Here is a 21,223-nt window from a genome sequence, read left to right as displayed (position 1 = left end):
AGAAGGGGCTGCCGGCTTTCCGGTGGCCCCTTTTTTGATGCCTGCCCCCCGGCTAGCTTGCGCGGGTTGGAGGCCAGACTAAGGCGTGGCGCACTCTTGCAGGGGGCGCTACTGCATCGCCGTACCCATCAAGCCTGCCGAGAAAGCCAGCCCATGCTCCCCCGCGAAACCATTGCCACCGCCCAGATCCCCGGCGGAGACACGCTGACGCTGATCAGCCACGGGCGCGATTTCATCATCATGCTGGGGCGTGAAGAGCTGATGGGCACGCGGATGCAGTTCAGCGAGGAACAGCTGGCCGAACTGACTCTCGCCGAGCTTGGCAGGGCCAGGCCGCGCGTGCTGATCGGCGGATATGGCATGGGCTTCACCTTCCGGGCGGCGCTGGCTGCGGCAGGCGAGGGGGCAGAGGTGGTGGTCGCCGAAGTGGTCCCCGAAATCCTCGAATGGGCGGAAGGGCCGCTTGCCGAACTGACGGGCGAGTCGTTGGCCGACCCGCGGGGACAGGTCGTGCTGTGCGACGTGGCGGCGCTGATCGACGATGCCAATGACGGCACCTGCGACAAGTGGGATACGATCCTGCTCGACGTCGACAATGGCCCCGACGGCATCGTGCGCGACGGCAACCAGCGGCTCTATTCCTCCACCGGCCTCGGCAAGGCGCGCGATGCGCTGCGCCCGGGCGGAATACTGGCGGTATGGTCGGCGGCGCCCGACCACAAGTTCACCCGCCGGCTGAAGGAAGCAGGCTTTACTGTCGAGGAGCGGATCGTGCGCGCCCGGCCCAACAACAAGGGGCCGCGCCACACCATCTGGTTCGCCCGCAAGCGCAATCCGGCGTCAGGCGACCTCGAATAGCGGCGCCTTGTCGGGGCGGAACTCGGTAAGCGCGAGGCTGCGGTCGCGGCCGCCTTCCTTGGCTGCATAGAGCGCGCGGTCGGCCCGCTTCAGAGCGCTGCCCAGCGTGTCGCTGGCGGCAATGGCCGTAAGCCCGGCGCTCGCGGTGACGGCGTTGGGCATTTCCGGCACGGCCATGCGCACCGCATGGGTAATCCGGCGGCGTGCGGTTTCGGCCAGGTTCTGCCAGTCGTCGCTGTAGATCAGGACGACGAATTCCTCGCCACCCAGACGGGCCTCGAACAGGTCATGCCCTTTCAGCGCCTGCGCCACGGCAGCAAGGACGCGGTCGCCCATGTCATGGCCGAAATTGTCGTTGATCTGCTTGAAGTGGTCGCAATCGATCAGCGCAAGGCCGACCGGGCGCTTGCCGGGGGCGTGGACGAAGTGATGCTCCAGCCCGCGGCGGTTGGCGATATTGGTCAGCGGGTCGATATGCATCATCTGCTCGGCCGCCTCGATATTGGCGACGGCGCGGTCGCGTTCGAGCATGATTTGCCCGAAATTGCGGATGATGCCGGCAAAGGTGACGAGCAGGTCGAGCGTCAGGCCCGCGAGCACGGCCACCTGCCAGTAGGGAAGGTCTTCTCGCACGAAGAACTCGTAGCTGAAGGCACCGATGCCCAGCAGGATCAACGGTGCCCAGCCGACCGCCTGGATCTGCGCCACGCGGCTGCCCCGCCGGACCGCCGCCCAGAGGCCGGAAGCCAGCAGGAAGGTCGCCAGCAGCAGCGCGAAATCGTGGAACTGGTGGAAGATCGGCAGGCGTTCGCCCAGCGGGGTAGCGACGGCTGCGAACAGGCCCAGCGGCAGGATGTACCACAGGTGGCGGCGGTGCTGGCCGAGGTTTATGTGCTTTTCGATATAGGTCGCCAGGAACGGTCCCGTACAGGCGACGCCCAGCGACAGCGCGATTTCACTCAGCCGCAACCCGTCGAGGCCGACATCGGGCAGGAGCGGTGCGCTGGTAAGCAGGAGTGCCAGCGCCATGGCCGCGAAAAAGGCCATGCGCAGCGCACCCCAGACGAGATAGCTGCGACGGACGAGGGGATAGAGCGCCAGGGCACCTGCCCCGACGACCCCCGCTATCCCCAAGAATGCACCGAACGCGGCGCTCGCCCATTCCATTGCACAAGTCCCGTTATCGACAGCCCGTAGTTGGGCCTCGCTCCGGTTCTCTTGTCGCAGGTAAGCGTGACAAGCTGGTCAACCGATATGGTTGCCAAGGATGAAATATTTCCCCCAAAATGGCGGAAATATCCCATTTTCCGATGAAATGGCCCGTTTAGGTTTTGACGAAAACCCGGCTTAGCGAACGCGCGGACCGCCGAACGGCAGCGGCGGAGGGGGCCGGCGCGCACCGCGCGGCAGCTGTGCCTGGTAGGCCCGGCCGCAATGCTGGACGCAATAGGGGAACCCGGGGTTCACGGCATCGCCGCAGAAGTGGAAATCCGGCTCGCCCGGATGGCCCATTGGCCAGCGGCAGACCTTGTCCGACAGGTCGAGCAGGCTCGTCTTGTCGGCGATCGAGGGATCGGGCTTCGCCGGCACGAGGCGGCGCGGCGGTGCCGGCGGGATCGGGGGTTGCTGGTCGCCCGGACCCTGGCGCAGGAAGCCGCCGGGGCCGACCGACACGATCTTGGGCAGGTCGGGCGTCTTGTTGGGCAGCGGCTGCGAGGGCACGGCATCGGCCTTCGTCGCCGGGGCGGCAGGCTTCGCAACCGGCGCCGCGGCAGGCTTGGCCGGCTTTGCAACCGGACGCGGCGCGGCCTTCTTGGGCGCGGCCTTGGGTGCGGCGGCGGCAGGCTTGGCAGCCTTCTTCTTTTCGCCGGCCTTGACCGGGGAAGGGCGCGATTTCAGGCCGAGGCGATGTGCCTTGCCGATGACAGCGTTACGGCTGACGCCGCCAAGCTCGTCGGCGATCTGGCTGGCGGTCGACCCGCTTTCCCACATCTTCTTCAGCGTCGCGATCCGTTCGTCGGTCCAGCTCATACTCGTTCCGTATTCCTTCACTGCGCCCGGCACGGCTTGCCAGCCGGGTAGCTTGGCCCTAGGCGCACGCGCATGGCCGATCAAGTCCAACCCGCGTCCCCGGACATGCCACAAGGCGATGCCTCTTTCACCGAAGAGAATGCCGGGAGGAAGGGTCGTTTCCCCGAACGCGGTCAGCCGGTCATCACCGGGATCAACCGCGTGGGTCTATGGAGCCTCTATATTAAGGAGGTTCGCCGTTTTCTCAAGGTCCAGACGCAGACGATCTGGGCACCTGCGGTTACGACCCTGCTGTTCCTCGTAATCTTCACCGTGGCACTGGGCCGCACGGACCGCGAAATCCTCGGCGTGAACTTCGCTACCTTCGTCGCGCCGGGTCTCATTGTCATGGGCATGATGCAGAACGCCTTTGCCAATTCCAGCTTCTCGCTGCTGTCGGGCAAGATCCAGGGGACCATCATCGACCTCCTCATGCCGCCCCTGTCTGTGGGCGAACTGATGGGCGGCATCGTGGCCGCCGCGATCACGCGCGCGATTATGGTGGGCGGGGCCGTGGCGCTGGCGATGGCCTTCTATCCGGGCGTCGACCTGTCGCTCGCCCATCCCTGGTCAGTCGCCTGGTTCGGACTGATGGGGGCGGCCATGCTCGCCATTCTCGGCCTGCTGGCGTCGATCTGGGCGGAGAAGTTCGACCACAACGCAGCGGTCACCAATTTCGTGATCGCGCCGCTCAGCCTGCTGTCGGGCACCTTCTACGTCATCGACAACCTTGCACCGGCTTTCCAAGCGGTCAGCCGGGTCAACCCGTTCTTCTATGTCATCAGCGGTTTCCGCTTCGGCTTCCTCGGCGAAAGCGACATCGGCGACACCAACGAAGCGGTCATTTCCAGCGCGCTCGGCCTCGGCCTGTTCAACCTCGTTCTGGCCTATTTCGTGTACCGCGTGCTCAAGTCCGGCTGGAAGATACGCAGTTAGGATTTTGCCCTTTTCGGGCGCTTTTCTTTTCGCTAATTGCGTGCGCCTTGCCTGGAACGGGGCCGTAGCTCAGTTGGGAGAGCGCGTCGTTCGCAATGACGAGGTCAGCGGTTCGATCCCGCTCGGCTCCACCAGGTTCCCCGCCCGGTAAATCCCCGCTAGACCCGCCCGATGGATGGCAGGACCCTCCTTCTGGTCGGCGCAGGACATGCGCATCTCGGGGTCATCGACGACATCCGCAAGAAGGGCGCGCCATCCGCGCGCGTGATCCTCGTCGAGCCGCGCGAGGCGATGCATTATTCGGGCATGGTGCCCGGCTGGCTGGCCGGTGAATACCGGGCCAGCGAGGCGATGATCCCGCTTGCGCCGCTGGTCGAGGAAACCGGCATCGAATGGCGCAAGGCCGAACTGGTCGCGCTCGACGCGCAGGCCGGGAGGGCGACCCTTGCCGATGGGACCGTACTCGAATTCGACGTGTGCTCCATCGCAACCGGCGGAGCGGGACAGGCGGCGAGGCTGCTGGGTGATGATCCCCGCCTGCTCGATATCCGGCCGATCGACGCCTTCGTCGAGCGTTGGCGGGCCATGCGCGATTCGCCCGCGCCGCCGCGGCGGATCGTCGTGGTCGGCGGCGGGGCGGGCGGCATCGAACTGGCCTTCGGGGCCGCCAATGCGCCGCTGCAGCATGCGGCGCGGGTAATCCTGGTGACCGGCGACAAGGGTCTCCTGCCGGACCATTCGGCGGCTGTTCGCCGGTCGGTCGCACAGGAGCTTGCATCGCAGGGCATCCGGACAATCGTCGAGGAGGCGCAATTCCGTGACGGCAAACTCGTCGCCGGGGCCGAACCGCTGGGCCGCATCGACCTTGTCATCGCGGCCGTGGGAAGCGGAGCGCCGGACTGGCCGCGACAGAGCGGTCTGCCGGTGGACGAGGAGGGCTTTATCGAGGTCGACGCTCACCAGCGGGTTTGCGGTCATCCGCAAATCTTCGCTGCCGGCGATATTGCCCGCCGCACGGATCGCGACCTGCCGCATTCGGGCGTCCATGCCGTATACGCCGGTCCTGTACTGGCGAAGAATTTGCGCGCAGCACTCGCAGGACGCGAGCCGTCAGGCACCTACCGCGGGCGCGGGATGGACTTCTACCTGCTGAACACGGGCCGCGGCGAAGCGATCGTGAGTTATGGCAAAGTCGCCTTGCGGACCCGCTGGTTGCGACGGCTCAAGGACTGGCTCGACCGCCGCTGGATCCGGCGGTTCACTCGCCCAGGCGGGCCCTGATCTCTTCCGACAGCTTCTTGAGGCGCGCGCCGTTGTAGCCCAGGTCGGACAGGCCGACCCGGCTGACCGAACGCAGGTCGATCTCGCCGTCGCGAACGCGGGCCACGACATCGTCCTTGAAGCCGAACAGGAAGGTTTCCGCGACGCCTTCCACCCGTCCGCCGACAACGTCGCTGGTGACGTCCTTCAGGCCGATCTCCTCCATCGCGAGCGTGACGACCACCATCGCCTCGCTCTGGTCGACGGAATAGGGAATGGTCGCCAGCTCGGGATAGCCATCGCGGATAAGCTGCGCATGCGTGCTGGAGGCGACCGGCTCTTCGGCGTCCTTCCAGGGGTCGAGCTGGCCGAGCGGGACCGAATAGTCGTTGAGCGGATTGGCCTGCACCTGCGCGCGCTTTTCCAGCGTCAGCTGCGAGAATTGCGGCGGGTCGTCGACATCGGTCGACACGTCATGGATCGGCGGCACGCTTTCGGCCGTCGTACGGACCGAATTGAGGCCGGCCATCAGCGCAGCGGGAATGGCCAGCGCGATCACGGCTTTCCACCATTCGCCGCGCGGTCCCTTCCACAGGATCGCGACGAGGGCGACCAGTGCCACCAATGCGGTGATGCCGATAAGGATGGGTCCGACGCTGCGGACCATCGTGCCCAGGGCAAAGCGCCAGTCGATTATCCCGAACTTGGGTCCGAATACCGCTGCGAGGAACCACAGGGTCAGCAGGACAGCCAGCCACAGGGCGAGTCTGGGTAGCTTTGCGATCATTCGGACAACCTCCTTACTCGTTAGCCGCGCCCACGATAGGACGAGACGCCCTGATCGGGAAGCCATAGTCCTTCGGGCGGCGCGCCGCTCTGCCAGAAGACGTCGATCGGGATGCCGCCGCGCGGGTACCAGTAGCCGCCGATGCGCAGCCAGCGGGGCTTCATTTCCTCGAACAGGCGCTGGCCGATGCCGACCGTCACGTCCTCGTGGAACCCGTTGTGGTTGCGGAACGAGCCGAGGAACAGCTTCAGGCTCTTCGATTCGACGATCGTGTCACCCGGTGCATAGTCGATGACGAGATGCGCGAAGTCCGGCTGGCCGGTGACCGGGCACAGCGAGGTGAACTCCGGCGCGGCAAAGCGCACGAGGTAAAGCTGCCCCTTGCGCGGGTTGGGGACGTAATCGAGTTCGGCTCCTTCGGGCGATGCCGGAAGCGGGCTGTTTTCGCCCAGGAACTTGGGGGTCGGTGTGTCGCTCATGCCGCGCATCTGCCGCGAATGGCGCGCTTGCGCAAGGCGAGGCTTGGAGAGGGTCGCTTCACGGCCTATTCAGCGCGGCTTCCCGATCAGACCGACCGACCCCATGACCAAGCGTTTCTGCCACCCTCTCGCCGCGCTCATCCTTGCCATGCCCGTGCCCGTGGCCTCGCAAGGCGTGCAGGATTTCCAGCTTCCGCCAGCGCCGACGCCGACGCCCAGCCCCAATGTGCAGGGTCCGGTCGATACCGAAGGCGCCAGCGTGCCGCGCCGCCCGCGAGCGATCCCGACCGCGAGGCCCTCGACGACGCCGACTCCGGCTCCGACCGCAACGCAATCCCCGGCGCCCCGGATCACGCCCGAGCCCCTCACCGGCAGCACTCCGCGTCCGGCGCAGGCCGTGCGGCCCACGCCCACGCCTTCGGTGGGAGCCACGGCAGCACCGGTGCCCGGCGAAATTACGCCGTCGCCCGAAGATAACGCCCAGCCGGAAACGCCAGCAGCCTCTACGCCATTCCCCGGGATCGAGCCTATCGCACCGCCCGCCGAAGCCGATGGTGACGTAGTAGCGGAGGAAGCAGGCCTGCCGTGGATATGGATCGGCGGCGGCGCGGGTCTGCTCGTCCTGCTTGGCGGCTTGTTCTTCTTCTGGCGCCGCAGGACTGCGAACGCGGCACCGCCCGAGATCGCGCGGCCGGTCGTCGTGAAGCCGACGGTCAATGCTCCTGCCACGCCCGCCCTGGCGGACATCCAGATCAGGGCAGAGGCGATCAGGCTGACGCGTTCCTTCGCCAATGCGACGCTCGATTACCGCGTCACGCTGATCAACCGGTCGACCTCCGCGCTTTCCAACGTGAAGCTGTCGGCGGACCTGATCTCGGCCCATGGCGATTTGCCTGCCGAACAGCAGGTGGCAACGCCTGCCTCCATGCTCGACCAGCGCCACGCCTTCGACCGGATCGCCCCGGGCCAGAGCGTGCGGCACGAGGGCAAGCTGATCCTCTCGCTGGCGCAGGCAAAGATCATCCACCAGGGCCCGATGGCGCTGCTCGTGCCGCTGCTGCGGGTCCGTGTCGACGGGGCAGGCGATGCGCCGCAGGTGAAGACCTTCGTCATCGGCCAGGGCGTCGAGGATGGCGGGCGTGTCGCTCCCTTCCGGCTGGACAAGGGGCTGCGCAGCTGGTCGCCGGTCGCGGCCCGAGCTCTCGACTGACATCGACACTGCCGTGCGGCCACGCTAGCACGGCTCGATGGATAAGCTCGTCTCGACTGAATGGCTCGCCGCCCGCCTGGGGGCGCAGGATCTCGTCATCCTCGACGCGACCATGCACCTGCCCGGCAGCGAGCGCGATGCGCAGGCCGAGTTCGCGCAGCGCCACATTCCCGGCGCGCGTTTCCTCGACCTCGCCAGCTTTATCGACCCCGGCTCAAGCGTGCCCAAGGCCGTACCTACTACGGCGCAATTCGCCGAACGGATGCGCGAACTGGGCGTGGCCCACGGCAGCCGGATCGTCCTGTACGACGACAGCGCCATCCGCAGTGCGGCACGCGCGTGGTTCCTGTTCGACCATGCGGGCGAACCTGATGTGGCGATCCTCGACGGCGGGCTGGGCAAGTGGCTGGCCGAAGGGCGCGAGGTGGAACAAGGCTGCGCTGACCACGCGCCGCGCGACTACGCCGAACCTCCGCAAACGCGCGCCATTGCCGGCAAGGAGGACGTGCTGGCCAATCTCGACAGCGGAGAGGCACAGGTGGTCGACGCACGCGACGCGGCGCGTTTCGCCGGCGAGGAAGGGAGCGGGTCGGAAGGCCATATCCCGGGCGCGGCCAACGTGCCCTTCGGTTCGCTCCTGAACGAAGACGGCACCTATCGCACGCCAGATGAAATCCGCGCCCGCTTCGAGGCTGCGGGGGTCGATCTCGACAGGCCGGTCATTACCAGCTGCAACAGCGGCATGACCGCCTGCGTACTCCTGTTCGGGCTCGAACTGGCAGGCAAGGGCGATGCCGTCCTGTATGACGGAAGCTGGATGGAATGGGGCGCAGACCCCGACACACCGAAGGAAAGCGGGGCGCGAAACTGACCATGGCAGGCAATCGGGACAAGGACCTTCGCGCGGGCACGCGGCTGGTCACGACGGGGCGTTCGGGCAGTTTCTCGGCCCATGTCGTCAATCCGCCCGTCTGGCGCGCCAGCACGCATCTCTATGCCGATTGCGCTTCGCTGCGCGAGGGCCAGAAATCGAATGACGACGGCCATTTCTTCTATGGCCGCCGAGGCGCGCCCACTCAATGGGCGCTGAGCGATGCGCTCACTGAACTGGAGCCCGGGGCGGCCGGCACCGTGCTCTATCCGAGCGGCCTTGCAGCAATCGTTGCCGCGCTGTTGGCGGTCCTGAAGCCCGGAGACGTGCTGCTGGTGGCCGACAATGCCTACGAGCCGACCCGCAATACCGCGATGGGCATTCTGAAGCGCTACGGCGTGCAGCACCGCTTCTTCGACCCGCTCGACGTGGACGGATTTGCCGCTGCCTTCTGCGAGAACACGAAGGCAGTCATGCTGGAAAACCCGGGCAGCCTGTCGATGGAGGTATGCGACGTGCCGGCGCTTGCCCGGATTGCCCGCGAGAAGGGCGCTGTCAGCCTGGTGGACAACACCTGGGCCACTTCGCTCGGCTTCACCGCACTCGCGCATGGCTGCGATATCGCGATCACCGCCCTGACCAAGCATGTCGGCGGCCATTCGGACCTCATGCTCGGCGCGGCCAGTGCCGGCGAGCGGTGGTATCGCAAGCTGCGCATGACCGCGCAGCAGCTCGGCCATGTTGTCTCGCCCGACGATGCCGCGCTCGCGCTTCGGGGGCTGCGCACCATGGGCGTGCGGCTGGAGCGGGAGACGGCCACTGCGCTCGCACTCGCCCAATGGCTCGATGCCCGCGACGATGTGGCGCATGTCCTGTGCCCGATGCTGCCGGGCGCACCCGGCCATGACCTGTGGAAGCGCGATTTTGCTGGCGGGTGCGGATTGTTCAGCTTCGTGCTGAAGGACCGCGACGATGCCGCGCGCTGCCGTCTCGTCGACTCGCTCAACCTCTTCGGCATCGGCTACAGCTGGGGCGGGTTCGAAAGCCTTGCGATCCCCTTCGACATTCCTCCGATCCGCAGCACCATGCCCTGGCCCAAGGATGGCTGGGGGGTTGGCGAAAGCTGCGGCATTCGCCTATCGATCGGTCTCGAGGATGCGAGCGACCTGATTGCCGATCTGGATCAGGCATTTGCCGCGATGGACAAGGGATAGACGTGCAGGGCGAAACACCACCCGCAAGCAGTGAAACGGCAGCACCGGTCGAACAGGCGTGGAGCCTTGCAGAACCCGCACCGCCCGAAACGGCGGTTGCGGCGTCGGAAGGCATCAAGGAAGCGGTCAGCGGCAAGAGCGAGACGGTCGGCTCGATCGTCGACACGCTCGACGGGCTGGCGATCAGCCTCGGCCATATGCGCGTGTCGGTGTTCGACGTGCTCATCGTCGCGTCCATCGTTTTCGGCGTCATCGCCTTCGCATGGTTCGCCAGCAGGGTTGCCCGCCGCATGGTCCGCAGGGTCCAGCGCCTCGACGACACGCAGCAATTGCTGGTCGAGAAGATCATCACCATCGCGATATGGGCGGCGGCGTTCTTCATGGGGATCGACCTGCTCGGCATCGATCTTACCGCGCTGGCCGTGTTCTCGGGCGCGTTCGGCCTGGCAATCGGTTTCGGCCTCCAGAAAACCTTCGGCAACCTGATCGCCGGGATCATCCTGCTGATGGACAAGTCGATCAAGCCGGGCGACGTCATCGCAGTCACCGACATGGCGGGCAACGAAAGCTTCGGCCAGATCCGCAAGATTGGCGTGCGTGCGGTTTCGGTGACGACCCGCGACCAGCGCGAATATCTGATCCCGAACGAGAACCTGATGATCAACCAGGTCGAAAACTGGTCCTATTCGTCGAAGAACGTGCGGATGCAGGTCCCGGTCGGGGTCAGCTACGAAGCCGACATGAACCTCGTCGAAAAGCTCATGCTGGAAGCCGCGGCGAGCTGCGACCGCGTGCTCAAGGCCCCGCCGCCGACCGTGTGGATGAACGAGTACGGCGACAATTCGGTCAATTTCACCATCCACTGCTGGATCATGGATCCCGAAGACGGGGTGGGGAACGTGCGCAGCGCCGTGCTCAAGAAGCTGTGGTGGCTGTTCAAGGAAAACGGGATCGAAATTCCCTTCCCGCAGCGCGACTTGCACATCCGTTCGAGCGACCAGCTGGACAAGCTGCTGGCGATCATGGCCAAGGAAAAGGGCGAATAGCCAGCCTGCGATATTAGAAGATGCTGGAATAGCTGGCCTTCTCGCCTGCGCAGCGCCGGTTTTGAAATTTCGCCTTTCATGGCGGACATTTCCGATTTCAAAATTTCCGCTTCCCTGATGCGCATTCATTCTGCTTGGCGCGGGAGGCCGGTGCCGATCATCTTGGCGCAATGGCAAAACCCGGAACTATCCATCTCGTCGGCGCGGGGCCGGGCGATCCCGACCTCCTGACGCTGCGCGCCGCCCGCCTGATCGAACGGGCGGCGGTCATCGTGCACGACGGCCTGGTCGATCCCAGCATCCTGGCGCTCGCACGGCCCGATGCGGAGCTCGTCTCCGTGGCCAAGCAGCGTGCGCGTCACACCATGCCGCAGGAAGAAATCAACGCCCTTCTGGTGCGCATCGCGCTGTCGGGCATCGACGTGGTGCGCCTGAAGGGCGGCGATCCGTTCATCTTCGGTCGCGGCGGCGAGGAAGCGGAGGCTGCACGCGCCGCCGGCGTGCCCGTCGAGGTCGTCCCCGGCATCAGCGCAGCCAACGGCGCCGCAGCAGCCGCCCAGATTGCGCTTACCCACCGGGATGCTTCGTCCATCGTCAGCTTCGTGGCCGGCCAGTGCAAGGGGCTGAAGGACCAGGACTGGGCAGGCCTCGCCGGCAAGGGCCGCACGCTCGTGATCTACATGGGAGTCAAGACGGCCCCGATGATCGCCGAGAAACTGATGGAAGACGGCCTTGCGCCCGACATGCCGGTTGCGGTGATCGAAAACGGCGCGCGCCCGCAAATGCGCGTGCTGCGCGCACCGCTTGCCGGGCTGCCCGAGCTTGTCGAGGCTGAATCTGTGGTGAGCCCTGCGCTCATCGTGATCGGCGAAGTGACCGCGCGCGACGACATCGCCCTTTCAACGCTTGCACAGGAGGCGGCGCGATGAGGCTGCTGACCGGAAACGACCTCAGGACCGGAGCCGTGACCTGGTGGACCGGCAATGACTGGTCGCTCCACGTGGAGGATGCGGTCGATGTGACCGGCACCGAGGACGAGATCGCGCGGCGCGAGGAAGCGGCCCGCCGCGTCAACGCGCCCTATGCCATCGATGCTTCTTTGCACCAGGGCCGTCCGCGCCCTTCGCACATCAAGGACCGCGTCCGTGCGCTCGGCCCAACCGTGCGCCCCGACCTGACGCTCAAACCGGCCGATCCCGATATCGGCAGCTGGGTAATCTGACATGTATCGCTACGACCAATACGACCAGGCCATGGTCGATGCCCGCGTGGAGGAATTCCGCGACCAGACGCGTCGCCGCCTCGAAGGCAGGCTGACCGAAGACCAGTTCAAGCCATTGCGGCTGATGAACGGCCTTTACCTGCAATTGCACGCCTACATGCTGCGCGTCGCCATCCCCTATGGCACGCTCGACAGCCGGCAGATGCACATGCTGGCCGACATCGCGGACAAGTACGACCGCGGTTACGGCCATTTCACGACGCGCCAGAACATCCAGTACAACTGGATCAAGCTGGAAGATGCGGGCGATATCCTCGCCGATCTCGCCAGCGTCGAGATGCATGCCATCCAGACCAGCGGCAATTGCATCCGCAATATCTCTTCGGACCACTTCGCCGGAGCTGCGGCGGACGAGGTCGTCGACCCGCGCCCCTATGCCGAGCTGCTGCGCCAGTGGTCGAGCTTCCATCCCGAATTCAGCTACCTGCCGCGCAAGTTCAAGATCGCGGTCATCGCCAGCGATACCGACCGGGCGGCCATGCGGCTGCACGACATCGGTATCCAGATCGTGCGCAACGAGGCGGACGAGCTGGGCGCGGCGTTCTACGTCGGTGGCGGGATGGGCCGCACGCCGATGATTGCGCCCTGCATCAATGCCTTCGTCCCGCTAGACCGGATGGTGACCTATGCCGAAGCCGCGCTCAGGGTCTACAACCGCCACGGACGGCGCGACAACAAGTACAAGGCGCGCATCAAGATCCTCGTCCACGAGCTGGGCGCGGAGGAATATACGCGCCAGGTCGAGGAGGAGTTCGCCCATCTGCTCGGGCAGGGCGTCGAACCGCCCTTCGCCGAGCTGGAGCGTATCCGCGGCTATTTCGAGGACCCGCTGTTCGAGGACGGCCTGTCCGCCGAACTCGACCGGAGCGATCCCGATTTCGCACTGTGGGTCGATCGCAACACGATCGCGCACAAGGCACCGGGCTATGTTTCGGCGGTGATCAGCCTGAAGCCGGTCGGCGGCATTCCGGGTGATGCCACGGCCGAGCAGATGCATCTCATGGCCGATCTCGCCAGGGATTACAGCTTCGACGAGCTGCGCGTCATGCACACGCAGAACATCGTCCTGCCCCATGTCCGCAAGGCCGACCTGCACGCGCTGTGGACCGCGCTGGAGGCAGCAGGGCTGGGCAGTCCCAATCTCGACACGATCGAGGACATCATCGCCTGCCCGGGGCTCGATTATTGCAGTCTTGCCAATGCGCGTTCGATTCCGGTCGCGCAGAAGATTTCCGAACGTTTCGCCGCCAACGGTAAGACCGAGGCGCTGGGCCAACTCAAGCTGAAGATTTCCGGCTGCATCAATGCCTGCGGGCACCACCATGCAGGCCACATCGGCATCCTCGGCGTCGACAAGAAGGGCGTCGAAAACTACCAGCTCCTGCTCGGCGGGAGCGAGGCGGAAGACGTGAGCCTCGCCAAGATCACCGGTCCCGGCTTCGACGAGGCCGGCATCGTCGACGCGGTGGAAACGGCCGCCGACGTCTACCTGCGCGAGCGCCAGGACGGCGAACGCTTCCTCGACACCTATCGCCGTATCGGCATGACCCCGTTCAAGGAGGCCCTGTATGGCTGATTTCGTTTCCGACACTGACACGCTGATCCGCTTCCGCGACGACGAACAGGTCGACGATGCGGCGGTGACGGTCGATTCCTTCCTCGACCAGCAGGATGCCAGCGCGGTTCGCGTGGAACCGGGCGACGACGCACGTGCGCTCATCCCGCACCTTGGACGCCTGTCGCTGGTCGAGGTGAACTTCCCCGCCTTCGGTGACGGGCGCGGCTATTCCTCCGCCCGCATTCTGCGCGAAGCAGGATATGAAGGCGAGCTCAGGGCAGTGGGTGACGTGCTGGTCGACCAGGTTGCCTACATGCGGCGCTGCGGCTTCGACGCGTTCGAACCCGATGCCGCACTCGACGAAGGCGATCTGGAAACGGCGCTCAATCGCTGGCCCGAAGTCTACCAGCCTGCAGCCGATGCCCGGCAGCCGATCTGGGCCAAGCGACACGAGGGCGTGCGCCACGCATGAACGAGACGCGGCCTATCGACCGGCTCGATACCGGGCCGCGGTTCACGGACCATGACGCGGTCCGGCTGAACCGCATGTTCCGCGGCAGCGAGACCGAGGAATGGCTGCGCGCGGTCATCGAGGGCAATCTGGTGGGCGACATGGCGATCGTCTCCAGCTTCGGCGCGGAAAGCGCCGTGCTGCTGCATCTCGTGTCGGAAATCGACCGCTCGATCCCGGTGCTCTTCCTGGAAACGGGCAAGCATTTCCCCGAAACGCTGGCCTATCGCGACGAGCTTACCGACCTGCTCGGGCTTAACCGGGTGGATGTCTATCCCGACCTTGCCGATCTCCAGTCCCGCGACGAGACGGGGCTTCGCTGGTCCTACGATCCCGACGGCTGCTGCGAATTGCGCAAGGTACGGCCGCTGGAAAAGGCGCTGGCGCCGTTCGATGCCAGCCTTACCGGGCGCAAAGCGTTCCAGTCCTCCACCAGGGCGAACCTGCCGCGCTTCGAGGTCGATACCTCCGATGCGCAGGGGCGTCTCAAGGTGAACCCGCTGATAGACTGGAAAGCGGAAGACATCGCCGCCTACATGAGCGTGCACGAACTGCCGCGCCACCCGCTGGTCGAACGCGGCTTTCCCTCTATCGGCTGCTCACCCTGCACCCGCGCCGTCGCCCCGGGCGAAGACCCGCGCGCGGGGCGCTGGTCGGGCTGGGACAAGGTGGAATGCGGCATCCATAAGCCGGGCGAGGAGCCCTTCCTGTAAAGGAACAGGCGGGCGCCGCTCGGCGACGCCCGCCCGAGTGTTATTCGGCGGCGGCTACGCGCTCGACCGTGACCGTGTTTCCTTCCGGGTCGACAGCCGTCCAGACACCGTTCGCATCGACGGATTCGGTGTGGCAGACTTCGGTCGCGCCTTCCTCGTCCTTGGTCGTGCAATACTGGTTGCCGCGCTGGACCCAGCGGCCGGTTTCGGTTTCGCCGGTGGGCGAGGTGGAGGTGTAAGTGCCGTCTTCGCTGACCGCTTCGGTCCACACTTCGCCTTCGGCGGTCGTCACCTTGAAATCGCCATAGGGCGGGCCGCCATCGGCAGCCATTGCGGCCGCTTCCTCGGCAGCGGGCTCTTCGACTGCGGCTTCGTCGGTTGCTTCGGTGGCAGGCTCAGAACAGGCGGAGACGGCCGCCAGTGCAGCGACAAGTACAAGTCTTTTCATGCTTTTTCCCCAAATCGTGATCGTTAAGGCGGCCGTTCCCGCCAATGCGACTCGCGATCCCTGGCCGCACGCTATGCCTGTGCGCGGCCTATGCCAAGCCTATCGCAGCCAGCCTTCGCGTCGATACCACTCGGCAGTCTCGCGCAGGCCTTCCTCGCCGGGGATGACCGGCTCCCACACGGCGCGCGGTACCTTGCGGTCGGAACGGGCTACCCAGTTGGGATGGGTCATGTAGCCGACCCGGTCCGCAGTGAGCCGGGCCTTGTCGCCGCGCAGCATCCGGTCGCCCCTGGCCGCCAGTTCCAGCACGGTTTTGGGCAGGTGCGGGGCGAAGACCCGCCGGTTCACCGCCGCGCCGATGGCCTTGGCGAGTTCCTTGTGCGACCAGCCGCCCTCGCGCCCGTCATCGGGCTCGAAAGTGCGGCGGCGGACCAGCGCGGGCTGGGCGTCGACGAGGTCGAGCAGCAGGCGCGCCAGGTCATGGACGTGGATGATCGAGCTGGCGCCGCCCGGCGGCAGCGGAACGAAGCCCCAGGCTGCAGTGCGGAACATCTCGAAATAGTCGACGTCGCGCGGGCCATAGACGCCAGGCGGGCGGATGATCGTCCAGTCGAGCCCGCTCGCTTCCACCAGCGCCTCGGCCTCCGCCTTGGATGCGCCATAGGCGGACAGGGCCGGCTCGCGCGCCGAGAGCGAGGATACGAAGACGAAGCGCTTCACCCGCGCATCCTTGGCGGCGGCGATCAGCCTCTCGGTCCCGGCGACATTGGCCTCATGGAAGGCGGCAGGGTCGGGTGCGTTGGTCAGCCCCGCGACGTGCACGATGGCCTCGGTCCCTTCGCACAGGGCCGCCAGCGCTGCCTCGTCCGAAAGGGTGCCCGGCAGCCATTCCACGCCCTTTCGCGGCGGCTGCGGCTTGCGGGTGAGCGCGCGCACGGTGATGTCGCGCTGCTGCGCCACGTCGAGCACGGCCTGCCCGACGAACCCCGTGGCCCCGGTCAATGCGATGGTCATGCGCGCACCATGTGGTCGCGGTGGACGACGGCTGCGCGCGGCACGTAGCCGAGGCGTGCCGCCTGTTCGTCTTCGCGCAGGCCGAGGATGGCGCGGCATTCGGCGGCATCGTATTCGACAAGGCCCTGTCCAAGCCGTTCGCCTTTCGCGCCGTGAATCGCGACAAGGTCGCCGCGGCGGAAATCGCCTTCCACCGCGGTCAGTCCGGCGGCCAGCAGGCTGGCGCCGCGCTCCAGCGCATTTGTGCAGCCGGCATCGACCGTCAGCACGCCCGCAGGCGCGAGGCGGCCCGAAAGCCAGGCCTTCCGCGCGCTTTCATCGCCCTGCGCGACGAACAGCGTCCCGATACCGGCGTCGAGCGCCCGCGAGATAGGCCTGTCGTGGGTCCCGTTGACGATCGCCAGCGCAATGCCAGCCCGCTCCGCGATCCGCGCGGCCTGCAGCTTGGCAAGCATTCCGCCCGAGCCGAGGCCCGATCCCGAATCCCCGCTCGCCATTTCGATGATTTCGGGCGTCACGCCTTCGACACGGTGGATGAGCGCGGCATCCGGCTCCTTCGGATTGCGGTCGTAGAGGCCATCCACGTCGGACAGCAGCAAGACCGCTTCCGCACCTGCTGCCTGCGCCACGCGCGCAGCGAGCCGGTCGTTGTCTCCGAACCGGATTTCTTCGGTTGCGACGCTGTCGTTCTCGTTCACCACCGGGATGGCGCCCGTTTCGACCAGGCGGCCCAAGGTGGCGGCGGCATTGAGATAGCGCCTGCGGTCTTCAAGGTCGCCCAGCGTCACCAGCATCTGCGCGGCAAGGAGGCCCTGCGCGCCCAGCGCATCGGCCCAGAGGCGAGCAAGTTCGACCTGTCCGACAGAAGCGGCGGCTTGCGCATCGGCAAGGCTTGCCCGGCCGCCCCTTTCGAGGCCGAGCTTGGCCGCGCCCAGCGCGATCGCGCCCGAGGATACGACGATGATCTCCGTCCCGCCGGCGCGAAGCTGCGCCAGTTCTTCTGCCAGCGTGGCGAGCCAGCTGCGGCGCGGCTGTCCCCGCTCGACCAGCAAGGCCGAGCCGATCTTGACGATCAGGCGGCGGGTGCTGCGGATCTCGGCGAGGGACGCGATGGCCATGAGGGTGTCAGATGGGCGACCAGTCGGCCGCGTCGTCGGCGTCCATGTCCTCGACCTCGGCGGCCTTGGTTTCGGTCGAAGTGCGGTCGGGTAAATAGCCGAGCACGGCGTCGAGCAATTCGTCGATGCCTTCGCCCGTGGCGCCGGAAATGGAGAACACCTTGTCCGCACCCGCGGCCAGCAATTCGTCCGCAAAGGCCTTGCCGAGCTCGCTGTCGGCGAGGTCGAGCTTGTTCAGCGCGACCAGCTGCGGCTTGTTGATCAGGCCTTCGCCATAGGCTTCCAGCTCGGCGTTCACCGTCTGGTAGGCGTCGGCCGGGTCCTGTCCGGCAATGTCGATCAGGTGGATGAGCACGCGGCAGCGCTCGATATGGCCGAGGAAGCGGTCGCCGATGCCTGCACCATCGGCCGCGCCCTCGATCAGGCCCGGAATGTCGGCAAGGACGAATTCGCGGCCCTTGTGGCGCACCACGCCGAGCTTGGGCACCAGCGTCGTGAAGGCATAGGCGCCGACCTTGGCCTTGGTATTGGTCACCTGGTTGATGAAGGTCGACTTGCCCGCATTGGGCAGGCCGAGCAGGCCCACGTCGGCGAGCAGCTTCAGCCGCAGCCAGACCCACATTTCCTCGCCCTGTTCGCCCGGCTGGTGCTGGCGCGGGGCGCGGTTGGTGGAGCTCTTGTAACTGGCATTGCCGCGGCCGCCCATGCCGCCTTCGAGGAAGACGACGCGCTGGCCGACCTCGGTGAAATCCGCGAGAACTTCCTCCTTGTCTTCCGACAGGATCTGCGTCCCGACAGGCACGTGGATCACAAGGTCGTCAGCGCCTGCGCCGGTGCGGTCGCGGCCCATGCCATGGCCGCCGCGCTTGGCCTTGAAGTGCTGCGAATAGCGGAAGTCGATCAGCGTGTTCAGGCCCTGCACGGCTTCGAACACGATGTCGCCGCCCTTGCCGCCGTTGCCGCCGTCGGGTCCGCCGTATTCGATATACTTCTCGCGGCGGAAGCTGACGGCACCGGGGCCGCCCGCGCCGCTCTTCAGATAGATCTTGGCCTGGTCGAGGAAATGCATGGGAGCGCCCCTAGTCGGTTTTGTCGGTAATGGCGAGTATCGGCGCACGTCGGAACGCCAAATGTCTTTGCGGGCACGGCCAAACGCATCTACGCCGCCTGCCATGCAGTTCGACGATCTGATGCGCCGCTATTTCGGCACCGACGACCTCGGGGAAGTCACGCCCGCCGCTCTCGAGGCGGGGATCGAGCGTGCCCGCGTCGACCTGGGCCTCGAAAAGGACCGGGGCCGACGCTTCGCCCTGTGGTCGCTGCTGTTCATGCTCGGCGCCGCGCCCGACCTCGACGTCGCCTTCAAGAGCGAGGAGGACCGCGAGGCGGCACGAAATTTCATGGATCTCCTCGCCGCGAGCGAGGCGGCGGAAGAGGGCGATTAAAAGGGTGGATGGTGCCGGCTGCAGGAGTCGAACCCGCGACCTGATGATTACAAATCAACTGCTCTACCAACTGAGCTAAGCCGGCGTTCCTTGTCGTCCTGTCGCTTCGCTGCTTGAGGACGGGGTGCGCCTTTCGTTCAAAGCGCCCCGAAAGTCCAGCCTTCTGTTCGGGCGATGCCTTTGGTGAGGTCGCCCGGTTGCCAGCGTGAAGGATCGCCCGCCATCTTGCGCAGCCAAGCGGCGGTCAGAAGGGCATCGGACGCGTGGTCGTCGATCGGGCCCGTTCCGCGCACCGGCGGCGAGCCGAGCGCCGATAGCCCAGCGTTCAGTTCCTCGAAGCTGCGCATCTTGGCCCGCCCCGCGCTCCGTCCCGCTTCGATAGCGGCGAGGCTGGTGTAAATCTCCACCAGCGCAGAGCCGTGTTCCGGCAGCGGATCGACGGGCCAGACGGGCAGGCGCCCACGCAGGCGGTTCAACATCCGCATTCCCGTCAGGCTGGACTTGCCGACCTGCGCCGCGCCGACGAGGTTGAAATTGGAATAAGGTTTGCAGCCCATCTTCGCCTGCGCCGTCTCGGTGGCGCGGAAACGTCCGCGACCATGTGCGGCATTATCGCAGCCGAAGAAGCGGCCAGTTTCGATCCCGTCGCGGAAATAGGGACGGAAATCGGGGTGCTCCACGAAGGGCTGTGCACCGAGATGCGGTTCCGCCCGGCAGACGTCGTCGATCACCGACCAGAGCGCAGGCGCATCGGGAATGTCCTCGCGAAGGCCCGGAAAGAAGGCGCCGCAATCCGCATGCGGCAAGGCAATGCCGAGATCGACGCCGACCAGCGTAGCGCCGGGCAGGTCCTCTGCAAGTACCGCAAGCACGTCCTCGCGGCCCCAGCCTGAACCCCGCTCGACGAGGACGGGCGGACCGCCAGTGGCATCGGCGATGGCGAGGGCGATGCCCTTGTGGCGCGGCCCCTTCGCGCCCGACCAGTCGATCGCGAGGAAGCGGCTGAACCTAGGTGCGTTCACGCCGCAGTTTGTCCCAGTAGTCGAGTCGCTTCCTGACCTCGCGCTCGAAGCCGCGTTCGACGGGTTCGTAGTAGGTCTGCGGCGCCATCTCTTCGGGCCAGTAATTGTCGCCCGAAAAACCGTCCTCGGCATCGTGGTCGTAGCTGTAGCCCGAGCCGTAGCCGATATCCTTCATCAGCTTGGTCGGCGCATTGAGGATGTTCTGCGGCGGCATCAGGCTGCCGGTTTCTCGCGCCGATTTGAACGAGGCCTTCTGCGCCTTGTAGACCGCGTTCGATTTGGGCGCGGTGGCAAGGTAGGTGCAGGCCTGCACCAGCGCGAGCTCGCCCTCGGGGCTGCCGAGGAATTCATAGGCGTCCTTCGCCGCCATGCACTGAACCAACGCCTGCGGGTCGGCCATGCCGATATCCTCGACCGCCATGCGCACCAGTCGGCGGGCAAGGAAACGCGGTTCTTCGCCCGCAGTCAGCATGCGCGCGAGGTAATAGAGGCTCGCCTGTACATCGCTGCCGCGCACCGCCTTGTGGAGCGCGGAAATGAGGTTGTAGTGCCCTTCGCGGTCCTTGTCGTAGACCGCGACGCGGCGCTGCAGGAATTTGCCCAGCGCCGCTGGATCGAGAGGGTCGTCGATCTTCGCATTGTAGAGCGTTTCGGCCTGGTTGAGCAGAAACCGCCCGTCGCCATCGGCACTCGCCACCAGCGCGTCGCGCGCCTCGGGGGTGAGGGGCAGGGGGCCTTCGAGCTCTTCTGCCCGGTCGAGCAACTGGCCGAGCGCGGCATGGTCTAGCCGCTGGAGGATCAGGACCTGCGCACGGCTGAGCAATGCCGCGTTGAGGGCGAAGCTGGGGTTTTCCGTCGTCGCGCCGACCAGCGTCACCGTGCCGCGTTCGACGAACGGAAGGAAGCCGTCCTGCTGCGCGCGGTTGAAGCGGTGGATTTCGTCCACGAACAGCAGCGTGCGCTGGCCGGCTTCGGCGGCCTTGTCGGCGGCGGCGAAGGCCTTCTTCAAGTCGGCGACGCCGCTGAATACGGCGCTGACGCTTTCGAAGCGCATGCCCACGCTGTCGGCCAACAGCCGGGCGATGGTGGTCTTGCCGGTACCGGGCGGACCCCACAGGATCATGCTCGACAGGCGGCCTGCGGCGACCATGCGCCCGATTGCGCCTTCGGGACCGGTCAGATGGTCCTGCCCGATTACCTCGTCGAGCGAGGCAGGGCGCAAGCGGTCGGCCAGCGGCGCGTCCTCTCGGACGGCATCCGTTCCAGGCGTCGGGGGTAGATCATCGGGAAACAGGTCGGTCATTCGTCGGCTGACATAGGACGTCGGCAGACAAATTGCAGCGCCCTCTTGTGTGTCGCCCTCTAAGATATATCTTAGTGC

Annotated in this window: 23 protein-coding genes and 2 tRNA genes; 14 read left to right on the top strand and 11 right to left on the bottom strand. The window is 66.2% G+C overall.

Features of this window, described 5'->3' with window-relative positions; genetic code table 11:
* The first annotated feature begins 153 nt into the window (after positions 1-153).
* Positions 154-858 (top strand): spermidine synthase, encoded by a 705-nt coding sequence (locus tag LC083_RS03290; RefSeq protein ID WP_226699177.1) that lies wholly within the window; start codon positions 154-156, stop codon positions 856-858.
* Here LC083_RS03290 and LC083_RS03285 read toward each other — a convergent pair.
* Positions 841-2,025, bottom strand: a complete 1,185-nt coding sequence (locus LC083_RS03285; protein ID WP_226699176.1) for a sensor domain-containing diguanylate cyclase — start codon at positions 2,023-2,025, stop codon at positions 841-843. The genes LC083_RS03290 and LC083_RS03285 overlap by 18 nt on opposite strands.
* Positions 2,026-2,205: 180 nt before the next feature.
* Complete coding sequence (locus tag LC083_RS03280; protein ID WP_160607948.1) at positions 2,206-2,889, bottom strand: GcrA family cell cycle regulator; 684 nt, start codon at positions 2,887-2,889, stop codon at positions 2,206-2,208.
* Between the two features lie 72 nt (positions 2,890-2,961).
* On the opposite strand from LC083_RS03280, the gene LC083_RS03275 reads away from it, so the two are divergent.
* From LC083_RS03275 to LC083_RS03265, 3 genes are all read left to right on the top strand, one after another.
* Positions 2,962-3,864, top strand: coding sequence for an ABC transporter permease (locus LC083_RS03275; protein WP_413469439.1), 903 nt, complete (start codon positions 2,962-2,964; stop codon positions 3,862-3,864).
* Between the two features lie 58 nt (positions 3,865-3,922).
* A tRNA-Ala gene (locus LC083_RS03270) sits at positions 3,923-3,998 on the top strand.
* A 37-nt stretch (positions 3,999-4,035) separates the two neighbouring features.
* Positions 4,036-5,145: an NAD(P)/FAD-dependent oxidoreductase gene (locus LC083_RS03265; protein WP_226699175.1), complete on the top strand. Its 1,110-nt coding sequence runs from the start codon at positions 4,036-4,038 to the stop codon at positions 5,143-5,145.
* Here LC083_RS03265 and LC083_RS03260 read toward each other — a convergent pair.
* Positions 5,123-5,911, bottom strand: coding sequence for a DUF1499 domain-containing protein (locus LC083_RS03260; protein WP_226699174.1), 789 nt, complete (start codon positions 5,909-5,911; stop codon positions 5,123-5,125). The two genes, LC083_RS03265 and LC083_RS03260, sit on opposite strands and share 23 nt — an antisense overlap.
* A 20-nt stretch (positions 5,912-5,931) precedes the next feature.
* Positions 5,932-6,390, bottom strand: coding sequence for a preQ(1) synthase (gene queF, locus LC083_RS03255; RefSeq protein ID WP_226699173.1), 459 nt, complete (start codon positions 6,388-6,390; stop codon positions 5,932-5,934).
* Between the two features lie 103 nt (positions 6,391-6,493).
* On the opposite strand from queF, the gene LC083_RS03250 reads away from it, so the two are divergent.
* From LC083_RS03250 to LC083_RS03210, 9 genes are all read left to right on the top strand, one after another.
* Positions 6,494-7,600 (top strand): hypothetical protein, encoded by a 1,107-nt coding sequence (locus tag LC083_RS03250; RefSeq protein WP_226699172.1) that lies wholly within the window; start codon positions 6,494-6,496, stop codon positions 7,598-7,600.
* Between the two features lie 37 nt (positions 7,601-7,637).
* Positions 7,638-8,471 carry a sulfurtransferase gene (locus tag LC083_RS03245; protein WP_226699171.1) on the top strand — a complete coding sequence of 278 codons (834 nt, stop codon included), beginning with the start codon at positions 7,638-7,640 and terminating at the stop codon, positions 8,469-8,471.
* Between the two features lie 2 nt (positions 8,472-8,473).
* A complete protein-coding gene (metC, locus tag LC083_RS03240; protein WP_226699170.1) occupies positions 8,474-9,685 on the top strand; it encodes a cystathionine beta-lyase in 1,212 nt (403 codons plus the stop codon).
* Between the two features lie 2 nt (positions 9,686-9,687).
* Positions 9,688-10,731, top strand: a complete 1,044-nt coding sequence (locus tag LC083_RS03235; RefSeq protein WP_160607933.1) for a mechanosensitive ion channel family protein — start codon at positions 9,688-9,690, stop codon at positions 10,729-10,731.
* Between the two features lie 170 nt (positions 10,732-10,901).
* Positions 10,902-11,660 carry a uroporphyrinogen-III C-methyltransferase gene (cobA, locus tag LC083_RS03230; protein ID WP_226699169.1) on the top strand — a complete coding sequence of 253 codons (759 nt, stop codon included), beginning with the start codon at positions 10,902-10,904 and terminating at the stop codon, positions 11,658-11,660.
* Positions 11,657-11,953 (top strand): DUF2849 domain-containing protein, encoded by a 297-nt coding sequence (locus LC083_RS03225; protein ID WP_160607929.1) that lies wholly within the window; start codon positions 11,657-11,659, stop codon positions 11,951-11,953. Before cobA ends, LC083_RS03225 begins: the two co-directional genes overlap by 4 nt.
* Position 11,954: 1 nt before the next feature.
* Entirely contained in the window at positions 11,955-13,589 is a 1,635-nt protein-coding gene (locus LC083_RS03220; protein WP_226699168.1) for a nitrite/sulfite reductase, read from the top strand.
* Positions 13,582-14,043, top strand: coding sequence for a DUF934 domain-containing protein (locus tag LC083_RS03215; RefSeq protein WP_226699167.1), 462 nt, complete (start codon positions 13,582-13,584; stop codon positions 14,041-14,043). Before LC083_RS03220 ends, LC083_RS03215 begins: the two co-directional genes overlap by 8 nt.
* The gene (locus LC083_RS03210) at positions 14,040-14,795 is read left to right on the top strand and encodes a phosphoadenylyl-sulfate reductase (protein ID WP_226699166.1); all 756 of its coding nucleotides are present in this window, start codon (positions 14,040-14,042) and stop codon (positions 14,793-14,795) included. The genes LC083_RS03215 and LC083_RS03210 overlap by 4 nt, the downstream gene beginning before the upstream one ends.
* A 40-nt stretch (positions 14,796-14,835) precedes the next feature.
* Here the strand turns inward: LC083_RS03210 and LC083_RS03205 are convergent, their stop codons facing one another.
* The 4 genes from LC083_RS03205 to obgE form a co-directional block, all read right to left on the bottom strand.
* The gene (locus tag LC083_RS03205; RefSeq protein WP_160607921.1) at positions 14,836-15,243 is read right to left on the bottom strand and encodes a hypothetical protein; all 408 of its coding nucleotides are present in this window, start codon (positions 15,241-15,243) and stop codon (positions 14,836-14,838) included.
* Between the two features lie 99 nt (positions 15,244-15,342).
* Positions 15,343-16,257, bottom strand: a complete 915-nt coding sequence (locus LC083_RS03200) for an NAD-dependent epimerase/dehydratase family protein (RefSeq protein WP_226699165.1) — start codon at positions 16,255-16,257, stop codon at positions 15,343-15,345.
* On the bottom strand, positions 16,254-17,375 hold the full coding sequence (gene proB, locus LC083_RS03195; protein WP_226699164.1) for a glutamate 5-kinase: 1,122 nt from the start codon (positions 17,373-17,375) through the stop codon (positions 16,254-16,256). The genes LC083_RS03200 and proB overlap by 4 nt, the downstream gene beginning before the upstream one ends.
* Before the next feature lie 7 nt (positions 17,376-17,382).
* A complete protein-coding gene (gene obgE / locus LC083_RS03190) occupies positions 17,383-18,444 on the bottom strand; it encodes a GTPase ObgE (RefSeq protein ID WP_226699163.1) in 1,062 nt (353 codons plus the stop codon).
* 103 nt (positions 18,445-18,547) lie between these two features.
* On the opposite strand from obgE, the gene LC083_RS03185 reads away from it, so the two are divergent.
* A complete protein-coding gene (locus tag LC083_RS03185) occupies positions 18,548-18,820 on the top strand; it encodes a hypothetical protein (RefSeq protein ID WP_224831017.1) in 273 nt (90 codons plus the stop codon).
* 9 nt (positions 18,821-18,829) lie between these two features.
* Here the strand turns inward: LC083_RS03185 and LC083_RS03180 are convergent.
* The 3 genes from LC083_RS03180 to LC083_RS03170 all read right to left on the bottom strand — a co-directional run bounded on the left by LC083_RS03180 (position 18,830) and on the right by LC083_RS03170 (position 21,145).
* Positions 18,830-18,905: transfer RNA gene (locus LC083_RS03180), tRNA-Thr, on the bottom strand.
* A gap of 52 nt (positions 18,906-18,957) precedes the next feature.
* A complete protein-coding gene (locus LC083_RS03175) occupies positions 18,958-19,842 on the bottom strand; it encodes a hypothetical protein (protein ID WP_226699162.1) in 885 nt (294 codons plus the stop codon).
* Positions 19,829-21,145, bottom strand: coding sequence for a replication-associated recombination protein A (locus tag LC083_RS03170; protein WP_226699161.1), 1,317 nt, complete (start codon positions 21,143-21,145; stop codon positions 19,829-19,831). Before LC083_RS03170 ends, LC083_RS03175 begins: the two co-directional genes overlap by 14 nt.
* Positions 21,146-21,223: the final 78 nt, after the last annotated feature.

The sequence above is a fragment of the Qipengyuania gaetbuli genome, assembly GCF_020524765.1.
In the GTDB taxonomy this organism is placed as follows: Bacteria; Pseudomonadota; Alphaproteobacteria; order Sphingomonadales; family Sphingomonadaceae; genus Qipengyuania; species Qipengyuania gaetbuli_A.
This window is presented reverse-complemented; position numbering and strand designations above follow the sequence as displayed.

Bases quoted from the DNA above. Each gene is read 5' to 3' on its own strand.
- LC083_RS03185 (WP_224831017.1), top strand. From the start codon at position 18,548: ATGCAGTTCGACGATCTGATGCGCCGCTATTTCGGCACCGACGACCTC.
- LC083_RS03200 (WP_226699165.1), bottom strand. From the start codon at position 16,257: ATGACCATCGCATTGACCGGGGCCACGGGGTTCGTCGGGCAGGCCGTG.
- LC083_RS03215 (WP_226699167.1), top strand. From the start codon at position 13,582: ATGGCTGATTTCGTTTCCGACACTGACACGCTGATCCGCTTCCGCGAC.
- LC083_RS03205 (WP_160607921.1), bottom strand. From the start codon at position 15,243: ATGAAAAGACTTGTACTTGTCGCTGCACTGGCGGCCGTCTCCGCCTGT.
- LC083_RS03210 (WP_226699166.1), top strand. From the start codon at position 14,040: ATGAACGAGACGCGGCCTATCGACCGGCTCGATACCGGGCCGCGGTTC.
- LC083_RS03285 (WP_226699176.1), bottom strand. From the start codon at position 2,025: ATGGAATGGGCGAGCGCCGCGTTCGGTGCATTCTTGGGGATAGCGGGG.
- LC083_RS03225 (WP_160607929.1), top strand. From the start codon at position 11,657: ATGAGGCTGCTGACCGGAAACGACCTCAGGACCGGAGCCGTGACCTGG.
- LC083_RS03280 (WP_160607948.1), bottom strand. From the start codon at position 2,889: ATGAGCTGGACCGACGAACGGATCGCGACGCTGAAGAAGATGTGGGAA.
- metC (WP_226699170.1), top strand. From the start codon at position 8,474: ATGGCAGGCAATCGGGACAAGGACCTTCGCGCGGGCACGCGGCTGGTC.
- cobA (WP_226699169.1), top strand. From the start codon at position 10,902: ATGGCAAAACCCGGAACTATCCATCTCGTCGGCGCGGGGCCGGGCGAT.
- LC083_RS03170 (WP_226699161.1), bottom strand. From the start codon at position 21,145: ATGACCGACCTGTTTCCCGATGATCTACCCCCGACGCCTGGAACGGAT.
- LC083_RS03265 (WP_226699175.1), top strand. From the start codon at position 4,036: ATGGATGGCAGGACCCTCCTTCTGGTCGGCGCAGGACATGCGCATCTC.
- proB (WP_226699164.1), bottom strand. From the start codon at position 17,375: ATGGCCATCGCGTCCCTCGCCGAGATCCGCAGCACCCGCCGCCTGATC.
- obgE (WP_226699163.1), bottom strand. From the start codon at position 18,444: ATGCATTTCCTCGACCAGGCCAAGATCTATCTGAAGAGCGGCGCGGGC.
- LC083_RS03260 (WP_226699174.1), bottom strand. From the start codon at position 5,911: ATGATCGCAAAGCTACCCAGACTCGCCCTGTGGCTGGCTGTCCTGCTG.
- LC083_RS03275 (WP_413469439.1), top strand. From the start codon at position 2,962: ATGGCCGATCAAGTCCAACCCGCGTCCCCGGACATGCCACAAGGCGAT.
- LC083_RS03220 (WP_226699168.1), top strand. From the start codon at position 11,955: ATGTATCGCTACGACCAATACGACCAGGCCATGGTCGATGCCCGCGTG.
- LC083_RS03250 (WP_226699172.1), top strand. From the start codon at position 6,494: ATGACCAAGCGTTTCTGCCACCCTCTCGCCGCGCTCATCCTTGCCATG.
- queF (WP_226699173.1), bottom strand. From the start codon at position 6,390: ATGAGCGACACACCGACCCCCAAGTTCCTGGGCGAAAACAGCCCGCTT.
- LC083_RS03290 (WP_226699177.1), top strand. From the start codon at position 154: ATGCTCCCCCGCGAAACCATTGCCACCGCCCAGATCCCCGGCGGAGAC.
- LC083_RS03245 (WP_226699171.1), top strand. From the start codon at position 7,638: ATGGATAAGCTCGTCTCGACTGAATGGCTCGCCGCCCGCCTGGGGGCG.